Source organism: Streptomyces sp. ALI-76-A, assembly GCF_030287445.1.
In the GTDB taxonomy this organism is placed as follows: domain Bacteria; phylum Actinomycetota; class Actinomycetes; order Streptomycetales; family Streptomycetaceae; genus Streptomyces.
Genome location: NZ_JASVWB010000002.1, coordinates 3253396 through 3272246 on the forward strand (window position 1 = coordinate 3253396; position 18851 = coordinate 3272246).

Here is an 18851-nt window from a genome sequence, read left to right on the forward strand (position 1 = left end):
CCGCCTGGGGGACGCGCGGACGGACCGCGCTCAGAAACCCAGCTTGCGCAGCTGCCGAGGGTCCCGCTGCCAGTCCTTGGCCACCTTCACATGCAGGTCCAGGAAGACCGGCGTACCGAGCAGCGCCTCGATCTGCTTGCGCGACTTGATCCCGACCTCCTTCAACCGCTTGCCCTTCGGCCCGATGATGATGCCCTTCTGGCTGGGCCGCTCGATGTAGACGAACGCGTGGATGTCCAGGAGCGGCTTGTCGGCGGGCCGGTCCTCGCGGGGCAGCATCTCCTCCACCACGACCGCGATGGAGTGCGGCAGTTCGTCGCGGACCCCTTCGAGCGCGGCCTCGCGGATCAGCTCCGCGATCATGACCTGCTCGGGCTCGTCGGTGAGGTCACCCTCCGGGTAGAGCGGCGGCCCCTCCGGCAGCAGCGGGACGATCAGATCGGCCAGCAGGCCCACCTGCTGGTCCGCGACCGCCGACACCGGCACGATCTCCGCCCACTCGAACCCCAGCTCCTTGCCGAGCTGGTCGATCGCGATGAGCTGCTCGGCGAGCGTCTTGCTGTCGACGAGGTCGGTCTTGGTGACGATCGCGATCTTCGGCGTCTTCTTGATGGACGCCAGTTCCTTCGCGATGAAGCGGTCACCGGGACCGAGCTTCTCGTTCGCCGGCAGGCAGAAGCCGATCACGTCGACCTCGGCCCACGTGGTGCGGACGATGTCGTTGAGGCGCTCGCCCAGCAGCGTGCGCGGCTTGTGCAGCCCGGGGGTGTCCACCAGGATCAGCTGGGCCTCGGGCCGGTGCACGATCCCCCGCACCGTGTGCCGCGTCGTCTGTGGCTGGTTCGCGGTGATCGCGACCTTCTGCCCCACCAGAGCGTTCGTCAGAGTGGACTTGCCTGCGTTGGGGCGGCCCACGAAGCAGGCGAAACCGGCGCGATGGGGGGCCGCGGACGGCTCGGATGACTGACTGCGAACGCTCATGACGCCCATTCTCCCTGATCCACACGCCCTCCCCGTACAACCGACCGATCACGCTCCGACCGAGCAGCGCGGCAGGCCGGTCCCGGCCCTTACGGCGCACGCCGGGAGCGCATACGATCACGGCGTCCCGGGCCACGGCGCCCCGGCCACCGCGCCCTCCGTCCCTCCCCCCGGAAGGTCACGTCCCAGGCATGAAGCTCATCACCGCGATCGTCAAGCCGCACCGTCTCGACGAGGTCAAGAACGCCCTCCAGGAGCTCGGCGTGCACGGTCTGACCGTGACCGAGGCCAGCGGCTACGGCCGTCAGCGCGGCCACACCGAGGTGTACCGGGGGGCCGAGTACCAGATCGACCTGGTGCCGAAGGTCCGGATCGAGGTCGTCGTCGAGGACACCGACGCGGACACCGTCGTCGACACGGTCGTCAAGGCCGCCCGGACGGGGAAGATCGGCGACGGGAAGGTGTGGGCGCTGCCCGTGGAGACGGTCGTACGCGTGCGGACGGGTGAGCGCGGGCCCGACGCGCTCTGAGCACCGGCACGGCTCCCACCCGCCGGTGGGCCGCCGGCTCCCCGCCCGGAGGCGGGAGCCGGCGGCCCACCGGGGGACGTCGGGCTCAGTCGAACACGAACGGACCCGGTGACTGCGGTCCGGCCGCCGTGCAGGTGATGGTGATGCCGAAGACGCTCATCTGGAGCGAACCGCCGTAGGCCTCCAGACTGTCGCCGGAGGCCACGGTGCCGTCGAGCGGGCCGACGGTGACCGGGTCGCCGGCCGCCATGGCCGGATTCCTCGTGCCGGTGAAGGCGGTGCTGCCGCCGCCGGCGTTCACCAGGGTGAGCGTGGACGTGATCGAGTCCTGCGCCAGGGCGAGCGGTGCGGTGATGGCGGAGGTCGTGAGGGTGATGGTGGCGGCGGTGCCGTCCTGCGTCGCCGTCAGCGTCGCCTCGCCGCCGCCGAAGGTGCCGCAGTCGGCGGTGATCGTCGCGGTGTCCGGGGTGACGGCCAGGGCGGTGGGGGCGAAGGCCAGACCGGTGACCGCGAGGGCCCCGGCCAGCAGTGCCGCACCTGTTGTCGTTCGCTTGCCTCTCATGGGGATCCTGCTCCCTTTCCGTGGGGGAAAGCCATGTGGGGATGGATGGGAGAGGTGGGCGCCGGCGGACACCGGTCCACGGGCGCGGTGCGGAGCGCCGCGGGAGCCGGGATCTGACGGTCCGTCGGAACCACCGGTTCCATTGATGCGCGAGTGCCGACGACTGGCAAGGGCTGTTTTGCGCCGGACAGCGGCGCCGGACGGCCGCGCCCGCCGGTCTCAGTCCGCGGCGACGGTCCGCCGGACGGTCCCGTCCGGCCCGGCGACGTGCACCGGCGTCCCCGGTCCCCCGAGATCACGCACCGCGGCCAGGTCCTCCGTCGCGATCTCCGCCGCCTCGGTCACCACGGCCGCCGCCTCCAGCGACTTCGCCCCGGACGCCACCGCCATCGCCACGGCCGTCCGCACCGCGCTCAGCCGCAGCGAGTCCAGCGCCACGGTCCCGGCGACATACGTACGCCCCGTCTCGTCCCGCACGGCCGCCCCCTCGGGCACCCCGTTGCGGGCCCGCGCCGAACGGGCCAGGGTGACGATCTTGCGGTCCTCGGGGCCAAGCGCACTGTCAGTCATGAGCCGAGCATACGAACCCGGCGTCCGCCCCGGTCGCGTGGGCGGCCCTCACGGACGGTCCAGGCGCAGTCGTTGCGCACGGGGCAGGCCCGCCACCACCAGGTCGTACGAGTCCTCGACGAGTTCGCGGACCAGGCGGTCCGGGAGGGAGCCGTCGGCGATGACCGTGTTCCAGTGGCGCTTGTTCATGTGGTAGCCGGGCACGACGAGCCCCGGGTGCTCGCCCCGCAGGCGAACCGCGTCGTCCGGGTCGCACTTCAGGTTGACCGTGAGCGGGCGGGCGTCCAGGGAGGTCAGGGCGAAGAGCTTGCCGCCGACCTTGAAGACGGAGATCTCGGGCCGGAAGGGAAAGTCCTCGACGGCCGCGTCGAAGGACAGGCAGAAGGCGCGCAACTCCTGGGGCGTCACTCCGGTTCCTTCTCCTCCTCGGGCGGGTCCCCCGGGCCCACCGGCTCCACCAGCACCGTGATGATCTTGTTCCGGCGGCCGGCCGCGGCCTCCGCCGTCAGCCGCAGCGTGCGGCCGTCGGGGAGTTCGACGACCGAGGAGGCTCCGGCGATCGGGACCCGGCCCAGGGCCTTCGCGAGCAGCCCGCCGACCGTCTCGACGTCCTCGTCGTCGTACTCCTCCAGCCCGTACAGCTCGCCGAGGTCGGTGATGTCGAGGCGGGCGGTGACCCGGAAGCGGTCGTCGCCGAGCTCCTCGACGGGCGGGAGTTCGCGGTCGTACTCGTCGGTGATCTCCCCGACGATCTCCTCGAGGATGTCCTCGATGGTGACGATGCCGGCGGTGCCGCCGTACTCGTCGATGACCACGGCCACGTGGGTGCGGTCCTGCTGCATCTCGCGCAGCAGGTCACCGGCGTTCTTGGTGTCGGGCACGAAGGACGCCGGGCGCATCGCCGTGGAGACCAGTTCGCTCTCCGCGTCACGGCTGATGTGCGTCTTGCGGGCCAGGTCCTTCAGGTAGACGATCCCGACGATGTCGTCCTCGCTCTCGCCGGTCACCGGTATGCGCGAGAAGCCGGAGCGCAGCGCCAGCGTCAGCGCCTGGCGGATCGTCTTGTAGCGCTCGATGACCACGAGGTCGGTGCGCGGCACCATGACCTCCCTCACGAGCGTGTCGCCCAGCTCGAAGACGGAGTGCACCATACGGCGCTCGTCGTCCTCGATCAGCGACTCCTTCTCGGCGAGGTCGACCAGCGCGCGCAGCTCCGCCTCGGAGGCGAACGGGCCGCGGCGGAAGCCCTTGCCGGGGGTGAGCGCGTTGCCGATGAGGATCAGCAGGGACGGGACGGGGCCCATGATCCGGGCGAGCGGGAGCAGGACGTACGCCGCCGCCGTCGCCGTGTTCAGCGGGTGCTGGCGGCCGATGGTGCGCGGGGAGACGCCGACGGCGACGTACGAGACGAGGACCATCACCCCGATGGTGACCAGCAGCGCCTCGGTGGTGCCGTCGAACTCCCGCAGACAGGCGTAGGTGACCAGGGCGGCCGCCGCCATCTCGCACGCGACGCGGACCAGCAGCGCCACGTTCAGATAGCGGGTCGGGTCGGCGGCGATCTGGGCGAGCTTCGCGCTGCCGCGGCGGCCGGTGCGTACGGCCTCCTCGGCGCGGAAGCTGGAGACGCGCGCGAGGCCCGCCTCCGCGCAGGCGGCGAGCCACGCGACGACGACCAGGGCGACGGCGCCGGAGACGAGACCGGGGCTCATGAGACGGTCGGGGCCGGGGACGGGCCGGTCAGGCCCTTCTCCGCGCGCCAGCCGTCCACGATGGCCGCCTGGAGGCCGAACATCTCGGCCTTCTCGTCCGGCTCCTCGTGGTCGTATCCCAGCAGGTGCAGCACCCCATGGACGGTGAGCAGCTGGAGCTCCTCGTCCATGGAGTGCTGTGTGTCGGCTTCCTTGCCCTGCTTCTCGGCGACCTCGGGACACAGCACGATGTCCCCGAGGAGGCCCGGCGGGGGCTCGTCGTCGTCCTTCGACGGCGGACGCAGTTCGTCCATCGGGAAGGACATGACGTCCGTGGGCCCCGGCAGGTCCATCCACTGCATGTGCAGCTGCTCCATGGCGTCGGCGTCCACGACGATCACCGAGAGCTCGGAGAGCGGGTGGATGCGCATCCGCGTGAGCGCGTAGCGGGCGATGTCGAGGATCGCCTGCTCGTCGACCTCGGTTCCGGACTCGTTGTTGACGTCGATCGACATGGTCGTGCTGGTCTACTTCCGTTTGTTACGGGCGCCCTTGTGGGTGCCGTTCTCCGTACCGTTCTCGCTGTCGTACTTCTCGTACGCGTCGACGATACGGCCGACCAGCTTGTGCCGTACGACGTCGTGGGACGTGAGCCGCGAGAAGTGGACGTCGTCCAGCCCCTCCAGGATGTCCTGGACCTGACGCAGACCCGACTTGGTGCCGTTCGGCAGGTCGACCTGCGTCACGTCGCCCGTGATCACGATCTTCGACTCGAAGCCGAGGCGGGTGAGGAACATCTTCATCTGCTCGGGACTGGTGTTCTGTGCCTCGTCCAGGATGATGAAGGCGTCGTTGAGGGTGCGACCTCGCATATATGCCAGCGGCGCCACCTCGATCGTGCCCGCCGCCATCAGCCGGGGGATCGAGTCCGGGTCGAGCATGTCGTGCAGCGCGTCGTAGAGCGGGCGCAGGTACGGGTCGATCTTCTCGTAGAGGGTGCCCGGGAGGAAGCCCAGACGCTCTCCCGCCTCGACCGCCGGACGGGTCAGGATGATGCGGTTGACCTGCTTGGACTGCAGGGCCTGCACCGCCTTGGCCATGGCGAGGTAGGTCTTGCCGGTGCCCGCGGGGCCGATACCGAAGACGATCGTGTGCTTGTCGATCGCGTCGACGTACCGCTTCTGGTTGAGGGTCTTGGGGCGGATCGTGCGGCCGCGCGAGGAGAGGATGTTCTGCGTGAGCACCTCGGCCGGGGTCTCCGGTCCGTCGGCCTCGCCGCTGCCGCCCGCTCTGAGCATGGCGATCGAGCGTTCCACTGCGTCCTCCGTCATCGGCTGCCCGGTGCGGAGCACGAGCATCATCTCTGCGAACAGGCGCTGGACGAGGGCGACATCACCGGCGCCGCCCGCCACGCTGATCTCATTGCCCCGGACGTGGATGTCGGCCGCCGGGAAGGCCCTCTCGATGACGCGCAGCAGGGTGTCGCCGGAGCCCAGCACAGTCACCATGGGGTGCTGAGCGGGGACGGTGAACTGTGCTTTCGCCTGCTCCTGCGCGAGTGTCTGAGCTGTGGGTGTCTGAGTCATGGGCCGGCGCTGTAGGCCTGCGGTTCCTCCTCGTCACGGCCGCGTAGCTGAGAGCGGCCTCGCGCTATCAAGAGTACGACGGTGGACTGACAACCCCGTAGGACTTTTCGGAGCCGGAAGCGACCCGCGTTCACGCCGAGCGCCCGAACCCGATCGTCGGCACCGCCCGCCGCAGCGGCCACGGCCTTCCCCCGTCCTCGGGCACCAGCCCCGCCAGGAACCCGTACCGCCGCAGCCCCGCCGGGTCCTGGCCGTCCAGTGACTGCACCTTGCGCCACCAGGCCCCGATCTCGGACCAGCCCGGCGCCGACAGCGAGCCCCCGAACTCCTGCACCGACAGGGCCGCCGTCAGACCGGCGAACGCCAGCCGGTCGGCGAGCGGCCAGCCGGCCAGCGTGCCGGTGACGAAGCCCGCCACGAAGACGTCTCCCGCGCCGGTCGGGTCCAGGGCCTCCACCTCGATGGCCGGGACCTCGGCCGTCTCGCCCGTCCGCCGGTCCACCGCGTAGGCGCCCTCCGGACCGAGGGTGACGACGGCGAGCGGTACGTGCTCGGTGAGCGCGTGGGCCGCCGCCCGGGGGCAGTCGGCGCCCGTGTACCGCTTGGCCTCCTCCGCGTTCGGCAGGAACGCCTCGCAGTGTTCGAGGTCGGCGAGGCCCGCCAGGTCCCACGCGCCGGTGTCGTCCCAGCCGACGTCGCCGAAGATGCGGGCGCCCTTGCGGGCCGCCTGGGCGATCCACGGGGCGCGCCTGCCGGGCGTGAGGGAGGCGATGGCGGCCCGCGCGCGCGGGGGGCAGTCGGGGGCGGGTTCCTCGGGGGGCGGCTCGTGACCGTGGGAGATCATCGTGCGCTCGCCCTCGTAGGCCATGGAGACGGTGACCGGGGAGTGCCAGCCGGGGACCGTGCGGGACGGGGTGAGGTCGATGCCCTCGCCCTGTTCCAGGGCGTCCCAGCAGTACTCGCCGTAGTGGTCGTCGCCGAACGCGGCCGCCAGGGACGTGCGCAGGCCGAGCCGGGCCAGCGCGGTCGCCATGTTCGCCACGCCGCCGGGGCTGGATCCCATGCCCCGGGCCCAGGACTCCGTGCCGCGCACGGGGGCGGAGGCGAGCCCGGTGAAGATGATGTCGAGGAAGACGGTGCCCGTGAGATACACGTCCCAGGGCGGGTCGTCCGGCCTGCGCAGGGCGGCCAGCGGGTCGACCCGGGGCCGGTTGCGGTGGTCCTCTCCGATGGACGCGGTGGACGCGATCACGGTGCGCTCCCTGACGTGGTACGGATCAGGCCAGTCTGCACCACACCACTGACAACCCGCCGTCGTCACACTGGAGCCCCGGGTCACGTCGGACCACGTCCGCCCCGCCTCACCCGGCCGCACCCGCCGTGATCAGCCGGCCGGGGTCCGGCCCGCTACCAGCGCGGCACGGCCGGCGTGACCCAGTCCGGGTCGGCGACCCGCATCGCCGCCGCGTCGTCCCGCTCGCGCAGCGACCCGTCGTCGTCCAGCCACCGCCGGTGCAGGAACGCGAGCCGGTCGTGGTCGAGCGTGACGCCGAGGCCGGGTCCGTCCGGGACGGTGATCATGCCGCCGTCGAAGGCCGGCCGCTCGGTGAGGACGTCCTCCGACTGCCAGGGGTAGTGGGAGTCGCAGGCGTGGTGCAGGTCGGGCACCGTGGACGCCACGTGCGTCATCGCGGCGAGGCTGATCCCCAGGTGGGTGTTGGAGTGCATGGACACCCCGACGCCGAACGTCCGGCAGATCGCCGCGAGCTGCTGCGTGTTGCGCAGCCCGCCCCAGTAGTGGTGGTCGGAGAGCACCACCTGGACGGCGTCCCGGGTGAAGGCCTCCTCGATCTCGGCGAAGGTCGTCACGCACATGTTGGTGGCGAGCGGCACGTCGGTGCCCCGGGAGACGTCGGCCATGGCGGACGTGCCGAGCGCCGGGTCCTCCAGGTACTCCAGGACGTCCGCCAGCTCCTCCGCCACCTTCAGCGAGGTCTCCACGCTCCAGGCCCCGTTGGGGTCCAGCCGCAGCGGGTGGCCGGGGAACGCCTCGGCCAGGGCCCGTACGGCGGCGATCTCCTCGGCGGGCGGGAAGACACCGCCCTTGAGCTTGAAGGAGGTGAAACCGTACCGCTCGGTGAACTTCCGGGCCTGCTCGACGACCCCGGCCGGATCCAGGGCGGCGCCCCAGTCGTCCTGCTCGGCCGCCACGCCCTCCGGGTGGCCGGCCCACTTGTAGAAGAGGTACGCGCTGTACTCGACGGTGTCGCGCACCTTGCCGCCGAGCAGCGCGTGCACGGGCAGGCCCAGCGCCTTGCCGAGCGCGTCGAGGCAGGCGACCTCGAAGGCGGAGACCACGGACAGCCGGAGTTTGTCGGCGGTCTGCACGCCCCGCAGCCCGCCGACGTCGACCTGGCCGGAGATCCGGGACCGGTCGACCGCCACCTCGTCCGCCACCGTGAACAGCCCGTTGAGGTCGCTCACCGGGCGGCCGGCCAGCCGGTCGGCGAACGGCCGCGCCAGCTCCAGGTACTTGGTGTCGCCGTAGGTCTCGCCGACGCCGGTGATCCCGTCCGCCGTCTCGATCTCCACGATCAGGCGGGGCGTGTAGGGCTGGTGCACGCCCTGGGTGTTCAGCAGCGGCGGGTCGGCGACCAGGACCGGCGTCAGCCGTACGTCCGTGATGGCGAGGTTCACAGGGTGGCTCCCACGAGGTCGAGTCCGGCGGTCAGCAGCGGTTCGAGGTCGGCCAGGTCGGCGGCCGAGGGGTCGGTGAGCGGGGCGCGCACGGGACCCACCGGGTGGCCACGCAGCCGGGCCGCCGCCTTCACCAGGGACACGCCGTATCCGGGCACCCGGTCGCGGAGTTCGACGAACGGGACGTAGAAGTCCCGCAGCAGCTTGTCGACCGTGCCCTCGTCGCCGTCGCGCAGGGCGGTGAAGAAGGCGTTCGCGATCTCGGGGGCGAAGGCGTGGACGGCGGAGGAGTAGGCGGGGACGCCGACGGTGGCGTAGGCGCGGGCCTGGATCTCGGCGATGGCGGCGCCGTTGAAGAACAGGAAGCCCGCGGGCGCGGCGAGGGTGAGGCGCTGGAGCCGGTCGAGGTCGCTGTGGCCGTCCTTGAGGCCGATGACGGTCGGCAGGGCGGCGACGCGCCGGACCGAGGCGGCCGTGAGGGTGACCTGGCCCCGCTGGTAGGCGATGAGCGGCAGCCGGGTGCGGGCCGCGATTTGCTCCAGCTGGGCGACCAGGCCGTCCTGCGGGGCGGCGACCAGGTAGTGCGGCAGGACGAGCAGCGCGTCCGCCCCCGCCTCCTCGGCGACGCGCGCGAAGCGGACGGCCTGGGCCCAGCCGTAGCCGGTGCCGGCGACGACGGGCAGGCGCCCGGCGGCCTCCTCGGCCGCGATGGTGACGACCTGCCGGTACTCGTCCTCGTCGAGCGAGAAGAACTCGCCGGTGCCGCAGGCGGGGAAGAGGGCGCCGGGGCCGGTGGCGATCCGGTCGGCGACGTGCCGGCGGAAGCCGTCCGGGTCGAGGGAGCCGTCGTCGCGGAAGCTGGTCAGCGGGAAGGACAGCACACCGCCCGCCATGCCCTGCCGCAGCCGTCGTGTCACGGCGTCCGTGTCGGTACCCGGATGAGGACTCGGACTCTGACTCACGCTCGCCCATTCCCCCCGGTAGATGTCATCTACGTATGAAGATGGAGATTAGATACACGAACAGGTCCCGTCAATGGCGCCGTCCCGCCCGCTTTACGATCGGCGCATGTCAGACACAGGGGGCGTCCGTGAGGTGAAGTCGGCCGCGCGCACGGTCGACCTGCTCGAACTGCTCGCCGCGCGCGGCGACCGCCCGGCCCGGTTGCAGGAGCTCGCCGACGAGCTGGGCGTGCCGCGCAGCTCGATGTACGCGCTGCTGCGGACCCTGATCGAGCGCGGCTGGGTGCGCACGGACGTCACCGGCTCCCTCTACGGCATCGGTATCCACGCCCTGCTGACCGGCACCAGCTACCTCGACTCCGACCCGCGCGTGCGCCTGGTCCGGCCGTATCTCGACGAGGCGTCGCAGGCGCTGGGCGAGACGATCCACCTGGGACGTCTGGACGGCCGGGGCGTGGCCTACCTGGCGACCCGCGAGTCGCACGAGTACCTGCGCACCATCAGCCGCGTCGGACGGCGGCTGCCGGCCCATGTGGGCGCGCTGGGCAAGGCGCTGCTGGCCGAACGGGACGACGCCGAGCTGCCCGAGGGGCCGTACGAGGCGCTCACCCCGAACTCGCACACCGGCCGGGAGTCACTGGCGGCGGACCTCGCCGACGTGCGGGCGCGGGGGTACGCGATCGACCGCGAGGAGGGCGTCCTCGGCATCGTCGGCTTCGGCTTCGCCCTGCGCTACGACTCCCCCGCCCAGGACGCCATCAGCTGCTCGGTGCCGGTGGCCCGGCTCACGCCGGAGCACGAGGCGCGGATCGTCACGGTGATGCGGGAGGTCAGGGGCAGGATCGAGGCGGCGGCACCGGGGGGCGCCGGGGGCGAGCCGCACTGGCGTTAGGGCCCGCCTCGGGCCCTCCCGGTCGAGCGGGACCGGGAGCGGGGGAACGCGTGCCGGGCGCCGCCGGGCACGCGGGAAGGCGAGGTCGGACTATCCGAACGCGTACGCCTCCACCTCCGCCAGATACCGCGCCCGCCGCTCCTCGTCGTCCTCCAGGAAGGATGCGACGAAGGAGTTGCGGGCCAGTTCCCGCAGCCGCTCCTCGCCCAGGCCCAGCGCCTGGCGGACGGCGTCGAAGTTGTCGCCCGCGTAGCCGCCGAAGTAGGCCGGGTCGTCGGAGTTGACCGTGCACAGCAGGCCGGCTTCCAGCATGGCGGGCAGCGGGTGGTCGGCCAGGACGTCGACGGTTCGCAGCCGGACGTTCGACAGCGGGCACAGCGTCAGCGGGATCCGGTCACGCACCAGCCGCTCGACCAGCGCCGGGTCCTCCATGCAGCGCAGCCCGTGGTCGATCCGCTCGACGCCGAGCACGTCCAGGGCCTCGGTGATGTACTCCGGCGGCCCCTCCTCGCCGGCGTGCGCCACCCGCCGCAGGCCGAGAGCGGCGGCGGCCTCGTACACCTCGCGGAACTTCGCCGGCGGGTGCCCGACCTCCGCGGAGTCGAGTCCGATGCCGACGATCCGGTCGAGGTACGGCCTGGCGGCCTCCAGCGTCTCCAGCGCCGACTCGGCGGACTCGTCCCGCAGGAAGCACAGGATGAGCCGGGTGGAGACGCCGTGCACGGACTCGCTGGTCCCCAGCGCCCGCCACAGCCCCTCGACGACGGTCCCCATGCCGACGCCGCGCGCGAGGTGGGCCTGCGGGTCGAAGAAGATCTCCGCGTGCCGTACGCCCTGCGCCGCGGCCCGGGCGAGGTAGGCGCCGGCGAGGTCCTCGAAGTCCCGCTCGGTCCGGAGCACGGCCATCAGCTCGTAGTACAGGTTCAGGAAGGACTGGAGGTCCGCGAACCGGTACGCCTCACGCAGTGCGTCGGTGTCGGCGTACGGCAGCTCGACGCCGTTGCGGGCGGCCAGTTCGAAGGCCAGCTCCGGCTCCAGGGTGCCTTCGATATGGAGGTGCAGTTCAGCTTTGGGGAGGGACATCAAAGCATCGTACGGCCGGTTCACCGTCGTTTCGGAACCGGGACTCTCAGCAGGTCCTGCGCGACGGTCAGCTCCCCGTCGAAGCCCGCGGCCCGCGCCTGCCGCTCGAACTCCTCCGGTTGCGGGTAGCGCTGGCTGAAGTGGGTGAGCACGAGATGCCGTACGCCGGCGTCCCGCGCCACCCGCGCCGCCTGACCGGCCGTCAGGTGCCCGTGCTCCACGGCCAGTTCCTCGTCCTCGTCGAGGAAGGTCGACTCGATGACGAGGAGGTCGCAGCCCTCGGCCAGCGCGTACACGCCGTCGCACAGCCGGGTGTCCATGACGAACGCGAACCGCTGCCCGGTGCGCGTCTCGCTGACGTCGTCGAGGCGGACGCCGCCGAGGACGCCCTCCCGTTGGAGCCGGCCGACGTCCGGGCCCGTGATGCCGTGTGCGGCGAGCCGGTCGGGCAGCATGCGGCGGCCGTCGGGCTCGGTGAGGCGGTAGCCGTAGGACTCGACGGGGTGGGACAGCTTGCGCGCGTCGAGGGTGTAACCGCCCGGGTCTGCGATCACCCCGTCCGCGCTCACCGGCGCCTCCACGAGCCGGACCGTCTCCCGGTAGGCGGTGGCGTACCGCAACCGGTCGAAGAAGCGCTGCCCGGACTTCGGGTAGTGCGCGGTGACCTGGTGCGGGACCCGGTCCAGGTTGATGCGCTGGATGACCCCGGCGAGGCCGAGCGAGTGGTCGCCGTGGAAGTGCGTGACGCAGATCCGGTTCAGGTCGTGCGCGGCGACCCCGGCGCGCAGCATCTGCCGCTGGGTGCCCTCGCCGGGATCGAAGAGGATGCCCTCGCCGTCCCAGCGCAGCAGGTAGCCGTTGTGGTTGCGGTGCCGCGTGGGGACCTGGCTGGCGGTACCGAGGACGACCAACTCACGTACGGACACGGCGAACTACCCGGGGGGCCACTGCAGGCCACGGCCGCCGAGGACGTGCGCGTGGGCGTGCCAGACGGTCTGCCCGGCGCCACTGCCGGTGTTGAAGATGATGCGGTAGCTGTCCAGCTTCTCGTCGTCGGCGACGGCCTGGGTCTCGCGCAGGACGTCGGCGGCGAGGGCCGGTTCGGCGGCGAGCGCGGCGGCGTTCTCGTAGTGCGCCTTGGGGATCACCAGGACATGGGTGGGCGCCTGGGGGTTGATGTCCCGGAACGCGACGGTGGTGTCGGTCTCGCGGACGATCGTCGCCGGGATCTGGCCCGCGACGATCTTGCAGAACAGGCAGTCGTCCTGGGGTTCCCCTGCCATGGTCCCTCCGGGGTCGGCGGAATGATCGGATTGCGCGTGGGGGCATCGTAACGTCGCGGGGTGCGGGTGGTGCGTGGTTGGTCGCGCGGTTCCCCGCGCCCCTCAGGCGGGCAGTTCCGGCGGTGTCTTCGCCGGGCTGTCCTCCAGCGCCTCCAGGGCGAGCCTGATCGCCTCGTCGAGCTGTGTGTCCCTGCCCGCCGCGTAGTCCTGCGGGCGCTGCACGACCTCCACGTCCGGGTCCACGCCGTGGTTCTCGACGCCCCACTCGTGGCCCTCCAGCCAGAACGCGTACTTCGGCTGGGTGATCAGTGTGCCGTCGACCAGCCGGTAGCGGCTGTCGATCCCGATCACCCCGCCCCAGGTGCGCGTACCGACCACCGGCCCGATCCCCAGCGCCCTGATCGCCGCGTTGACGATGTCGCCGTCGGAGCCGGAGAACTCGTTGGCGACGGCGACGACCGGCCCGCGGGGCGCGTCCTGCGGATAGCTGTACGGCCGCATCCCGCGCGGCACCGCCCAGCCGACGATCCGCCGCGCGAGCTTCTCGATGACGAGCTGGGAGGTGTGCCCGCCCCGGTTCTCGCGGATGTCGACGATCAGGCCCTCCCGGGCCACCTCGACCCGCAGGTCGCGGTGGATCTGGGCCCAGCCGGGCGCCTGCATGTCGGGCACGTGCAGGTATCCGAGCCGGCCGCCGGACTTCTCGTGCACGTACGCCCGCCGGTCGGCGACCCACGCGTGGTAGCGCAGGGGTTCCTCGTCGGCGACCGGGACGACGACCGCGTGCCGTACCTCGCCGCCGCCGGACGGCGAGACGGTCAGCTCGACCGGCTTGTCCGCCGTACCGACCAGCAGGGGGCCGGGCCCGGTCACCGGGTCGACGGGCACTCCGCCCACCGCGACGACGGCGTCCCCGGCGCGCACCGCGACGCCGGGCGCGGCGAGCGGGGAGCGGGCGTCGGGGTCGGAGGTCTCGGTCGGCAGGATGCGGTCGATGCGCCACCGCGCCGATCCTCCGGGGCCGTCCTCGTGCCGGGAGATGTCCGCGCCGAGCAGCCCCTGCCGGGTGCCGCGGCCCGAGCCGCCGCGCGGCATGACGTACGCGTGCGAGGTGCCGAGCTCGCCCTGGACCTCCCACAGGAGGTCGACGAGGTCGTCATGGGTGGCGACCCGCTCCAGCACCGGGCGGTAGCGGTCCAGGACACCGGTCCAGTCGACGCCGTTCATGTCCGGGTGCCAGAAGTGGTCCCGCATGATGCGGCCGGTCTCCTCGTACATCTGCCGCCACTCGGCCGACGGGTCGACCAGCTGGCGGATACGGCCGAGGTCGACGGTGATGTTGCTGTCGCTGTCGTCGTCGTTGGAGGCGCGCCGGTCGCTGGGGACGACCTTGAGCCGCCCGTCGGTCCACAGCAGCACCCGCTTGCCGTCGCCGCTGACCGCGAAGTGGTCGGCGTCGACGGCGAGGTGCTCCAGACGCTGCTGGACGAGGTCGTAGCGCTCCAGCTCGGTCTTGGGGTCGGGGTCGTCCGGGGTGGCCCGGGAGGAGCCGAGGACGCCCTGGACCGGGTGGCGCAGCCACAGCACGCCGTCCTTCGCGGCCCGCAGGTTGGAGTAGCGGGCGGCCTCGACGGGGAACGGCACGATCCGGTCGGCGAGCCCTTCCAGGTCGACCCGGGTGGCCGGGGCGCCCTCGCTGTCGGGGGTCTCGTCCTTGTCCGGGGCGTCGAAGGGGCGGCCGTGCCGCTGCGGCCCGAACGGCGAGGGCGTGGTCGCGGCCAGCGTGATCAGGTGCGGGCGGTCGCCGACCACGAAGGCCAGGTCGAAGACGTGCTCGTCGTAGACCGGGTCGAAGGAGCGGTTGGACAGGAAGGCGAGGTGCTTGCCGTCGAGGGTGAACGCGGGCGCGTAGTCCTGGAAGCGCAGCGGGGTCGCCTCGGTGACCGACAGGTCGGTGGTGTTGGCCAGCCGAAGCTGGCGCAGCGGGCGCGGGCCGGGGTGCGACCAGGCGAGCCAGCTGGAGTCGGGCGAGAAGACCAGCCCGGAGACGTCTCCGTCCTCGCTTCGGTCGACCTCGCGGACCTCGCCGGTCTCCCGTTCGACGAGCAGCACGCGTCCGTCGTGCGCGGCGACCGCGGCCCGGCTGCCGTCGGGCGCCATGGCGAGCCCGAGGACGCGGCCGAGCTGTCCGGCCGCGAGGCGGCGCGGGGTGGCGCCGGGGGCGAGCCCGGTGGCGGGCGCGAACTCCAGGGCGTCGTCGCCCTCCGCGTCCGTCACCCACACCACCCACTCCTCGCCGTCCGCGCGGAAGGTGCGCGGCAGCCGGGCCCGTACGCCGGGTTCGGCGGCGAGCGCGCGGGTGGGGCCGGCGCGGTGGGTGACCCAGTGGACCGCGCCGCGGACGCTGATCGCGCTGCCGCGGGCGGTGTGGTCGGGGGCGCCGGAGCCGAACCAGCGGGCGGCGTTCACCGGGTACGGCTGCCGGTCGGCGCGCTGCCCGCCGAGCCGTACGTCGAGCCGGCGCGGCTCGGCGCCGTCCAGATCGTCCAGGATCCACAGCTCACCGGCGGACACGTACACGACCCGGGTGCCGTCACCGGCGGCGTGCCGTGCGTAGAACCCTCCCCCACTCTCGGCTTCGCTGGAGCGGGAGGTGCCCCCAAGCGGGGTGTGCCGGCGCAGGTCGGACCCGTCGGCGAGGGAGGAGTACAGCGCGCCGACGCCTTCGTGGTCGGACAGGAACGCGATCCGGTCCCCGGCCCACACGGGGTACTCGAGGTTCCCGTCCAGCCCCTCGTGCAGCCGTGAGAACTCGCCGTTCCCGTCGGCATCGATCCACAGCTTGCCGGCGGTGCCGCCCCGGTAGCGCTTCCACCAGGCGGCCTCGCGTCCCATGGGCGCGGACAGCAGGACCGTGCCCGGGCCGCCGTGGGCGACGTCGCCCACGATGCCGTACGGCAGGGTGGTGGCGGGTCCGCCGTCGAGCGGGACGGCGTGCGCCCAGCTGCGGCGCAGGTTGGCCTGGCCGTGCGTGGTGACCGCGAGGACCTGTCCGTCCGGGGTCCAGCCGCGCACCTGGGTGCGCTGACTGCCCCAGTGGGTGAGGCGCTTGGAGGGGCCGCCGTCGACCGGGGCGATGTGCGCCTCGGGGGCGCCGTCGCGGGTGGAGGTCCAGGCGACGGTCGTGCCGTCGGGCGAGATCCGGGGGTGGGTCACCGGTACGTTGTCGGCGCTCACCCGCCAGGCCCGGCCGCCGTCGAGCGGGGCGAGCCACACGTCGTCCTCGGCGGTGAAGGCGACCAACTCGCCGTGCAGGTGCGGAAACCGGAGATACGCAGGAGAACCCGACGTCGCTGGCTGTGTCACCCGATCACCCTACGCACACGCGGCGCCCGGGAACAGGGGTTTCGATCACTTGGCCCGCCACGGCCGCGGGAAGATCATTTGCCCTCGGCGGGCCAGCAGGTCGGGTTGCCCTGGCACCAGATCGTCTTCGTGACGGTCACCGTGACGGTGGGACCGGGCTGCCCGGGCTGCCCGGGTCCGTTGACAGGCGGGGTGGTCCGGGCGTCGCAGTCGCCCAGTCCCTCGACGTGGAACCACTCCTTGCCGTCGATCTTCGCGGTGATGTCCCCGCGCACGCAGGCGCCGCTGACCGCGCGGGTCACCCTGCCGGTGACGGTGATGTCCTTCCCGTCGTCCGTCTCGCCCTCGCAGTCGACCTCGGCGACGGCGTTCTCGGACGCGGTCGGCGTCACCCCGTCGTCGTAGGAGGCCGTGCAGGTGAGCCACCGCACCCCGGCCTTCCGCCGCTCCAGTTCGTCCGTCACGGTCTGGTCGGTCGTGTAGGCCACGGTCGCGGAGTTCAGTCCACCGGGTTCGCAGGCGACCGTTCCGCCCACGACCACCACGGCGAGCCCCGCCACAGCCGTCACCCGCCGCCCGCGCGGCCGACGCCGGATCCACCTCAACGCCCCCATGAGAGGCAGCCTGCCACTGTCCCGCCCGGCACGGAAGGGCGCATACGGCCACCCACGCGCCCCGCGTGTTCCGGCCCGGCGAAGGGCCGGTCAGGACCAGCGGCCGGTGCGGCCGAGGAGCAGGGCCGTCGCGGCGGTGCCCGCGGTGGAGGTGCGCAGGACGGTGGGGCCGAGGCGGTACGCCTTCGCGCCCGCCTGCGCGAAGAGCGCCAACTCCTCGGGGGACACGCCTCCTTCGGGACCGACCACCAGCACGATCTCGCCGTCGGCGGGCAGTTCGGCCGTCGCGAGCGCCTCGCTGCCGTACTCCCGGTCCTCGTGCAGGACGACGGCGAGGTCGGCCCCGGCGAGAAGGGCCGCGACCTGCTTGGTCGTCGCCGCGTCCGCGACCTCGGGGAAGCGGACCCGGCGGGACTGCTTGCCGGCCTCGCGGGCGGTGGCCCGCCACTTGGCGAGCGCCTTCAGTCCGCGCTCGCCCTTCCACTGCGTGATGCACCGGGAGGCCGCCCAGGGCACGATCGCGTCGACGCCGGTCTCGGTCATCGTCTCGACGGCCAGTTCACCCCGGTCGCCCTTGGGGAGGGCCTGGACGACGGTGACGCGGGGCCGCGCCGGAGGTTCCTCGTGGACGCTCTCCAGGTCCATGACGACGAGCCGGTCCTTGCCCTCGGCGGCTTTGACGATCCCCTCGGCCCAGCGGCCACGCCCGTCCGTGAGGACGACGTCCTCGCCGGGCCGCAGACGCTTCACGGAGACGGCGTGCCGTCCCTCCGGGCCGTCGAGGACGATCTCCCCGCCGCTGAGGTCCGGGATGTGCAGGGGATCGAGGACGAACACCGGCGCGGTCACCGCGGCCCCTCTCCCGACAACGCTGTCCTGGCGGTGGCGAGTTCGGCCGCCAGCACCTCCACCAGCTGTCCCGCCGGCAGGTCGCGCGCCATCCGGTGGCCCTGTCCCGCCCACAGCGCCATGCCCTGCGCGTCGCCCGCCCTGGCCGCCGCCTTGCGCAGCGGCGCGGTCAGGTGGTGGACCTCCGGGTAGGCGGGGGGCGCGTACGGCCCGTGCTCGCGCAGGAACCGGTTGACCAGCCCGCGCGCCGGACGCCCGGAGAAGGCCCGGGTCAACTCCGTACGGACGAAAAGGGGGTTGGTCAGCGCCTGCTTGTGGACGGCGTGCGCGCCGGACTCGGGGGTGGCGAGGAACGCCGTGCCGAGCTGGGCCGCGCTCGCGCCCGCGGCGAGCACGGCGGCGATCTGGCCGCCGCGCATGATGCCGCCGGCCGCGACGATCGGGATCCGTACCGTCTCGCGGATCTGGGAGACCAGCGACAGCAGCCCGAGGGCGGAGCCGTCGATCTCCGGGATGTCCCGGTGGGTGCCCTGGTGGCCGCCCGCCTCCGCGCCCTGCGCGATCACCGCGTCGGCGCCCGCCCATTCCACGGCGAGGGCCTCCTCCGCGGTGGTCGCGGTGACCAGGGTGAAGGTGCCGACCCGGCGCAGCGAGTCCAGCACCTCACGGCTGGGGGTGCCGAAGTGGAACGAGACCACGGGCACCGGGTTGTCGAGCAGCACCGCGAGCTTGGCCTCGTAGCCGTCGTCGCGGCCGCTCTCCGGGTCGCCGAGCTCCGTCTCGTACCAGGCGGCCTCGCCGGACAGCTGGTGGGCGTAGACGTCGACGGCGGCCTGGTCCGCGTACTCGGGCTGCGGCAGGAAGAGGTTCACGCCGAAGGGGCGGGCCGTCAGGCTCCGCAGCTGCTTGATCTCCTGGTACAGGCCGTCGGCCGTCTTGTACCCGGCAGCGAGGAACCCCAGCCCGCCGGCCTCGCACACGGCGGCGGCGAGCGTCGGTACGGAGACGCCGCCCGCCATGGGGGCCTGCACGATCGGATGAGGGAAGAGATCGGTCAGCGCGGAGGACATGACGGCATGTTGTCACGTCCTCCGGACAAGTCCGAATCCGGCCTTCCCCCGGTCTTCCCCCTGGCAAAGGCCCGGGAGGAACAGCTCGTCCGAGGCCTGCGGGCCGGGCTGCCCG

The 18851-nt window shown here is 72.6% G+C and carries 19 protein-coding genes; 2 read left to right on the forward strand and 17 right to left on the reverse strand.

Going from position 1 to position 18851, the window contains the following annotated elements; all coding sequences use genetic code 11:
• Positions 1-30: 30 nt before the first annotated feature.
• A complete protein-coding gene (gene era / locus QQS16_RS15580) occupies positions 31-981 on the reverse strand; it encodes a GTPase Era (RefSeq protein ID WP_286062287.1) in 951 nt (316 codons plus the stop codon).
• A gap of 191 nt (positions 982-1172) precedes the next feature.
• On the opposite strand from era, the gene QQS16_RS15585 reads away from it, so the two are divergent.
• On the forward strand, positions 1173-1511 hold the full coding sequence (locus tag QQS16_RS15585; RefSeq protein WP_286062288.1) for a P-II family nitrogen regulator: 339 nt from the start codon (positions 1173-1175) through the stop codon (positions 1509-1511).
• Positions 1512-1596: 85 nt separating this feature from the next.
• On the opposite strand, the gene QQS16_RS15590 is transcribed toward QQS16_RS15585, so the two are convergent.
• The 9 genes from QQS16_RS15590 to QQS16_RS15630 form a co-directional block, all read right to left on the reverse strand.
• Entirely contained in the window at positions 1597-2073 is a 477-nt protein-coding gene (locus tag QQS16_RS15590) for a hypothetical protein (RefSeq protein ID WP_286062289.1), read from the reverse strand.
• A 219-nt stretch (positions 2074-2292) separates the two neighbouring features.
• A complete protein-coding gene (locus tag QQS16_RS15595) occupies positions 2293-2643 on the reverse strand; it encodes a cytidine deaminase-like protein (protein WP_286062290.1) in 351 nt (116 codons plus the stop codon).
• 48 nt (positions 2644-2691) lie between these two features.
• Positions 2692-3051 (reverse strand): MmcQ/YjbR family DNA-binding protein, encoded by a 360-nt coding sequence (locus tag QQS16_RS15600; protein WP_286062291.1) that lies wholly within the window; start codon positions 3049-3051, stop codon positions 2692-2694.
• On the reverse strand, positions 3048-4355 hold the full coding sequence (locus QQS16_RS15605; protein ID WP_286062292.1) for a hemolysin family protein: 1308 nt from the start codon (positions 4353-4355) through the stop codon (positions 3048-3050). Before QQS16_RS15605 ends, QQS16_RS15600 begins: the two co-directional genes overlap by 4 nt.
• On the reverse strand, positions 4352-4849 hold the full coding sequence (gene ybeY / locus QQS16_RS15610) for an rRNA maturation RNase YbeY (RefSeq protein ID WP_286062293.1): 498 nt from the start codon (positions 4847-4849) through the stop codon (positions 4352-4354). Before ybeY ends, QQS16_RS15605 begins: the two co-directional genes overlap by 4 nt.
• Positions 4850-4861: 12 nt before the next feature.
• On the reverse strand, positions 4862-5920 hold the full coding sequence (locus QQS16_RS15615; protein WP_286062295.1) for a PhoH family protein: 1059 nt from the start codon (positions 5918-5920) through the stop codon (positions 4862-4864).
• A 130-nt stretch (positions 5921-6050) separates the two neighbouring features.
• Entirely contained in the window at positions 6051-7172 is a 1122-nt protein-coding gene (locus QQS16_RS15620; RefSeq protein ID WP_286062297.1) for a carbohydrate kinase family protein, read from the reverse strand.
• A gap of 155 nt (positions 7173-7327) precedes the next feature.
• On the reverse strand, positions 7328-8617 hold the full coding sequence (locus tag QQS16_RS15625) for a glucarate dehydratase family protein (RefSeq protein ID WP_286062298.1): 1290 nt from the start codon (positions 8615-8617) through the stop codon (positions 7328-7330).
• The gene (locus tag QQS16_RS15630) at positions 8614-9510 is read right to left on the reverse strand and encodes a 5-dehydro-4-deoxyglucarate dehydratase (protein WP_286066336.1); all 897 of its coding nucleotides are present in this window, start codon (positions 9508-9510) and stop codon (positions 8614-8616) included. The genes QQS16_RS15625 and QQS16_RS15630 overlap by 4 nt, the downstream gene beginning before the upstream one ends.
• A 175-nt stretch (positions 9511-9685) precedes the next feature.
• Between QQS16_RS15630 and QQS16_RS15635 the strand changes: the two genes are divergently transcribed.
• Positions 9686-10471, forward strand: a complete 786-nt coding sequence (locus QQS16_RS15635; RefSeq protein ID WP_286062300.1) for an IclR family transcriptional regulator — start codon at positions 9686-9688, stop codon at positions 10469-10471.
• A gap of 90 nt (positions 10472-10561) precedes the next feature.
• On the opposite strand, the gene QQS16_RS15640 is transcribed toward QQS16_RS15635, so the two are convergent.
• From QQS16_RS15640 to QQS16_RS15670, 7 genes are all read right to left on the reverse strand, one after another.
• Positions 10562-11554, reverse strand: a complete 993-nt coding sequence (locus QQS16_RS15640) for an adenosine deaminase (protein WP_286062301.1) — start codon at positions 11552-11554, stop codon at positions 10562-10564.
• Positions 11555-11574: 20 nt separating this feature from the next.
• Positions 11575-12480: a ribonuclease Z gene (locus tag QQS16_RS15645; RefSeq protein WP_286062302.1), complete on the reverse strand. Its 906-nt coding sequence runs from the start codon at positions 12478-12480 to the stop codon at positions 11575-11577.
• Positions 12481-12486: 6 nt separating this feature from the next.
• A complete protein-coding gene (locus QQS16_RS15650) occupies positions 12487-12837 on the reverse strand; it encodes a histidine triad nucleotide-binding protein (protein ID WP_286062303.1) in 351 nt (116 codons plus the stop codon).
• A gap of 102 nt (positions 12838-12939) precedes the next feature.
• Positions 12940-16203 (reverse strand): S41 family peptidase, encoded by a 3264-nt coding sequence (locus QQS16_RS15655; RefSeq protein WP_286062305.1) that lies wholly within the window; start codon positions 16201-16203, stop codon positions 12940-12942.
• A gap of 74 nt (positions 16204-16277) precedes the next feature.
• Entirely contained in the window at positions 16278-16817 is a 540-nt protein-coding gene (locus QQS16_RS15660) for a hypothetical protein (protein ID WP_286062306.1), read from the reverse strand.
• 90 nt (positions 16818-16907) lie between these two features.
• Positions 16908-17666 (reverse strand): 16S rRNA (uracil(1498)-N(3))-methyltransferase, encoded by a 759-nt coding sequence (locus QQS16_RS15665; protein WP_286062307.1) that lies wholly within the window; start codon positions 17664-17666, stop codon positions 16908-16910.
• On the reverse strand, positions 17663-18736 hold the full coding sequence (locus tag QQS16_RS15670; RefSeq protein WP_286062308.1) for a nitronate monooxygenase: 1074 nt from the start codon (positions 18734-18736) through the stop codon (positions 17663-17665). Before QQS16_RS15670 ends, QQS16_RS15665 begins: the two co-directional genes overlap by 4 nt.
• Positions 18737-18851 lie beyond the last annotated feature (115 nt).

Coding starts and splice junctions, on each gene's coding strand:
- era (WP_286062287.1), bottom strand. CDS start 981: ATGAGCGTTCGCAGTCAGTCATCCGAGCCGTCCGCGGCCCCCCATCGC.
- QQS16_RS15585 (WP_286062288.1), top strand. CDS start 1,173: ATGAAGCTCATCACCGCGATCGTCAAGCCGCACCGTCTCGACGAGGTC.
- QQS16_RS15590 (WP_286062289.1), bottom strand. CDS start 2,073: ATGAGAGGCAAGCGAACGACAACAGGTGCGGCACTGCTGGCCGGGGCC.
- QQS16_RS15595 (WP_286062290.1), bottom strand. CDS start 2,643: ATGACTGACAGTGCGCTTGGCCCCGAGGACCGCAAGATCGTCACCCTG.
- QQS16_RS15605 (WP_286062292.1), bottom strand. CDS start 4,355: ATGAGCCCCGGTCTCGTCTCCGGCGCCGTCGCCCTGGTCGTCGTCGCG.
- ybeY (WP_286062293.1), bottom strand. CDS start 4,849: ATGTCGATCGACGTCAACAACGAGTCCGGAACCGAGGTCGACGAGCAG.
- QQS16_RS15615 (WP_286062295.1), bottom strand. CDS start 5,920: ATGACTCAGACACCCACAGCTCAGACACTCGCGCAGGAGCAGGCGAAA.
- QQS16_RS15630 (WP_286066336.1), bottom strand. CDS start 9,510: ATGGCGGGCGGTGTGCTGTCCTTCCCGCTGACCAGCTTCCGCGACGAC.
- QQS16_RS15635 (WP_286062300.1), top strand. CDS start 9,686: ATGTCAGACACAGGGGGCGTCCGTGAGGTGAAGTCGGCCGCGCGCACG.
- QQS16_RS15640 (WP_286062301.1), bottom strand. CDS start 11,554: ATGTCCCTCCCCAAAGCTGAACTGCACCTCCATATCGAAGGCACCCTG.
- QQS16_RS15650 (WP_286062303.1), bottom strand. CDS start 12,837: ATGGCAGGGGAACCCCAGGACGACTGCCTGTTCTGCAAGATCGTCGCG.
- QQS16_RS15660 (WP_286062306.1), bottom strand. CDS start 16,817: ATGGGGGCGTTGAGGTGGATCCGGCGTCGGCCGCGCGGGCGGCGGGTG.
- QQS16_RS15670 (WP_286062308.1), bottom strand. CDS start 18,736: ATGTCCTCCGCGCTGACCGATCTCTTCCCTCATCCGATCGTGCAGGCC.